Below are 2931 nucleotides of genomic sequence, written 5' to 3' on the forward strand. Positions count from 1 at the left end.
TTCCTCGCAAAATCGACTTTGGCTTTTAAGCCAGTTCGAAGGAGGATCACTGGCCTATAATATGTCTACGGCTGTTGTTTTTAAAGGTAGCATTGACCATTCTCATTTTCAGAATGCCTTTAGGATCTTAATTGAGCGCCATGAGATTTTAAGAACTTCATTCCAAATTACCTCCTGGGGTGAAGTAGTACAGGTTGTAAAGGCTTCCGGGGAGATACATTTTGAGATTTCCCAAAAGGATTTTACAGGGAGAGCTGCCCAGACTGCTGCGCTTGATGCCTATCTGCAGCAGCAGAACAATGCGCCTTTTGATCTTGAAAATGCGCCTTTAATCAGAGGTACCCTGGCAAAATTAAAAGAACAGCACTATGTTTTTCAGTTATCGCTGCACCATATTATAGGAGATGGCTGGTCGATGGAGATCTTAGTGTCAGAGCTGGTAAGGCTATACAATGCACTTCTTATGGGAACAGATGCGGGCCTTGAAGTCTTATCTATTCAGTTTAAGGATTATGCGGTATGGATGTGCAGTGATGCCCAACAGGAAAAGCTACAGCATTCAGAGCAGTACTGGCTAGGTCAGTTTAGTGGTGATTTGCCGGTCCTGGATCTTGGCTATAAAGCCCGGCCTTCGGTACAGCGCTATGATGGAGCGAGTCTTACCCATACCTTTTCAAAAGAGTTTCTACAGGACTTGAAGCATTTTTCCCAAGAGCATGATCTGACGCTTTTCATGACCCTTATGGCCGGAGTAAATGTATTGCTTCACCGTTATACACGTCAGGATGATATCATCATTGGCACTCCCATTGCAGGGCGGGAACATCAGGACCTGGAGAACCAGATCGGACTCTACCTCAATACCCTTGCAATTCGTACACGCTTGGACAGCACAGGGAGTTTTCTGGATTTGGTAAACCTGGAGAAACAAGTTCTACTGGAAGCTTATGATCATCAAGGGTATCCGCTGGATGAACTGATAGGCAAACTGGACCTTAAACGCGATATGAGCCGCTCGGCGTTGTTTGATGTTTTGGTTGTGCTGCAAAACCAGGCTGAAAACTTAAGCACATCAGAAGAGCTGATTAATCTGGAGGTAAACAGTTACCCGTTAGCCAATAAGACATCAAAATTTGACCTTAGTTATAGTTTTTCACAAAGCGATACCTTAAAGCTGAGCATTACCTATAATACAGATTTGTATGAAGGGGTTTTTGTAGAGAGGATGTTTGCTCATTTAGAGAACCTTTTGGGACAGGCCATAGCCAATCCTACTGTTTTATTGCAGGATATTGATTATCTGACCCCTATGGAAAAACAACAGCTGCTAGTTGAGTTTAATACGCCTTTTACACATTATTCGAAAGAACCAATTACGACCTTATTTGAAAGGCAGGCACAAAACAACCCAAAGGCTGCCGCTCTTGTTTTTGAGAACACAAAAGTGAGCTATGAATCCTTGCTGGATCAGGTAAATTCAGTATCGCAATACCTCACCGGTATAGGAGTATGCAAAGGAGATAGAATAATTTTATGCTTTGAGAGCCATTTAGAGAAAGCCATTGTGGGTATGCTTGCTATTTTAAAAGCAGGAGCAGTGTATGTTCCGGTAGATCCTGATTATCCGAGCGAAAGAATAAATTTTATCATTGAGGATACCCAGGCAAAATATGTTTTGAGCAACACCACTGATGCCGGATTGTTTGCCAAGACGGCTGTTGAAGTAATCCTTTTGGATAAAGAATACCCTGTTGTTTCGGATGCAAAGGGTATAAATATTTTGGGTTCCGATGCCGCTTATATTATTTATACCTCGGGTTCAACGGGCAATCCCAAAGGTGTTGTGGTGAATCACAAAAACATCAGTGATTATGTCTCTGGATTATCGGCTGCCATAGCCATTGAGTCGAATGCTTCCTTTGGATTAATGTCTACCATTGCTACGGATCTGGGCAATACGGTCCTTTTTAGTTCGCTGGTATTTGGAAAAACCCTTCACCTGTTTTCAAAAAACAGCTTAAGGGATGTTGATTATATCCAGCATTATTTCACTACCCAGAGCATTGACTGCATCAAGATAGTGCCTTCTTACTGGCGTGCCCTTGAACTGGACGCACAAGGAGGCTCGCCATTAAAAATGATCATTTTTGGAGGAGAAGAGCTTAGTACTGATCTGGTGAGAAAGATCAAATCAGAGCGTCCAGGTATTAGCATTATCAATCATTATGGTCCTACGGAAACCACTATAGGCAAATTGCTTCATGTGGTAGATGCCCATCGTGATTATTACAAAATCCCCATTGGCAGGCCGTTTTCAAACACGCGCTGTTATGTGGTGGATGAGCATTTATCGCTCTGTCCTCAGGGTATTATTGGAGAGCTGTTAATAGCAGGAGAAGGCGTATCGGAAGGCTATCTGAATCATGCCGAGTTAACCTCGCGCAAGTTTATAGCTGATGTTTTCACTGACAAGCCCCAAAAGCTTTACAGAACCGGAGATCTTGTGTTGATGCACTTTAACGGAGAAATTGAGTTTAAGGGAAGAATAGACAATCAGGTTAAAATTCTCGGACACCGCATCGAGCTCAGTGAGATCGAAAACGTGCTAAACAGCCATGATGCCATAAGCTCAAGTGTGGTGACCCTGGTAAGGGATGCAAACGCAAATCAAAGCCTTGCAGCCTATGTGGTTTATAGAACTGATCGGGTTGAACAAACCGTCTTGCTTGACTTCTTAAGATCGCGTCTTCCCGGTATTATGATTCCCGCCGCTATTGTACATATTGCCGAGATCCCCTTAACCTCAAATGGAAAAGTCAACCGCAAGGCCTTACCAGTACTTGGCGCAGAAGATATGGCCGGCAGGATGTATGTTGCCCCGCAGAGTGCCGTGGAGATCAAATTGGCCCAAATCTGGCAGGAGGTTCTAAA

1 protein-coding gene is annotated in these 2931 nt (G+C 43.5%); it reads left to right on the top strand.

Translation table 11 applies throughout. From position 1 onward, the window contains the following. Positions 1-2931 (top strand): amino acid adenylation domain-containing protein (locus tag IRZ78_RS25890; RefSeq protein ID WP_194620464.1); only part of this gene is annotated, 2931 nt, incomplete at both ends.

Origin of the sequence: Flavobacterium sp. CSZ (assembly GCF_015350725.1) — a bacterium.
In the GTDB taxonomy this organism is placed as follows: Bacteria; Bacteroidota; Bacteroidia; order Flavobacteriales; family Flavobacteriaceae; genus Flavobacterium.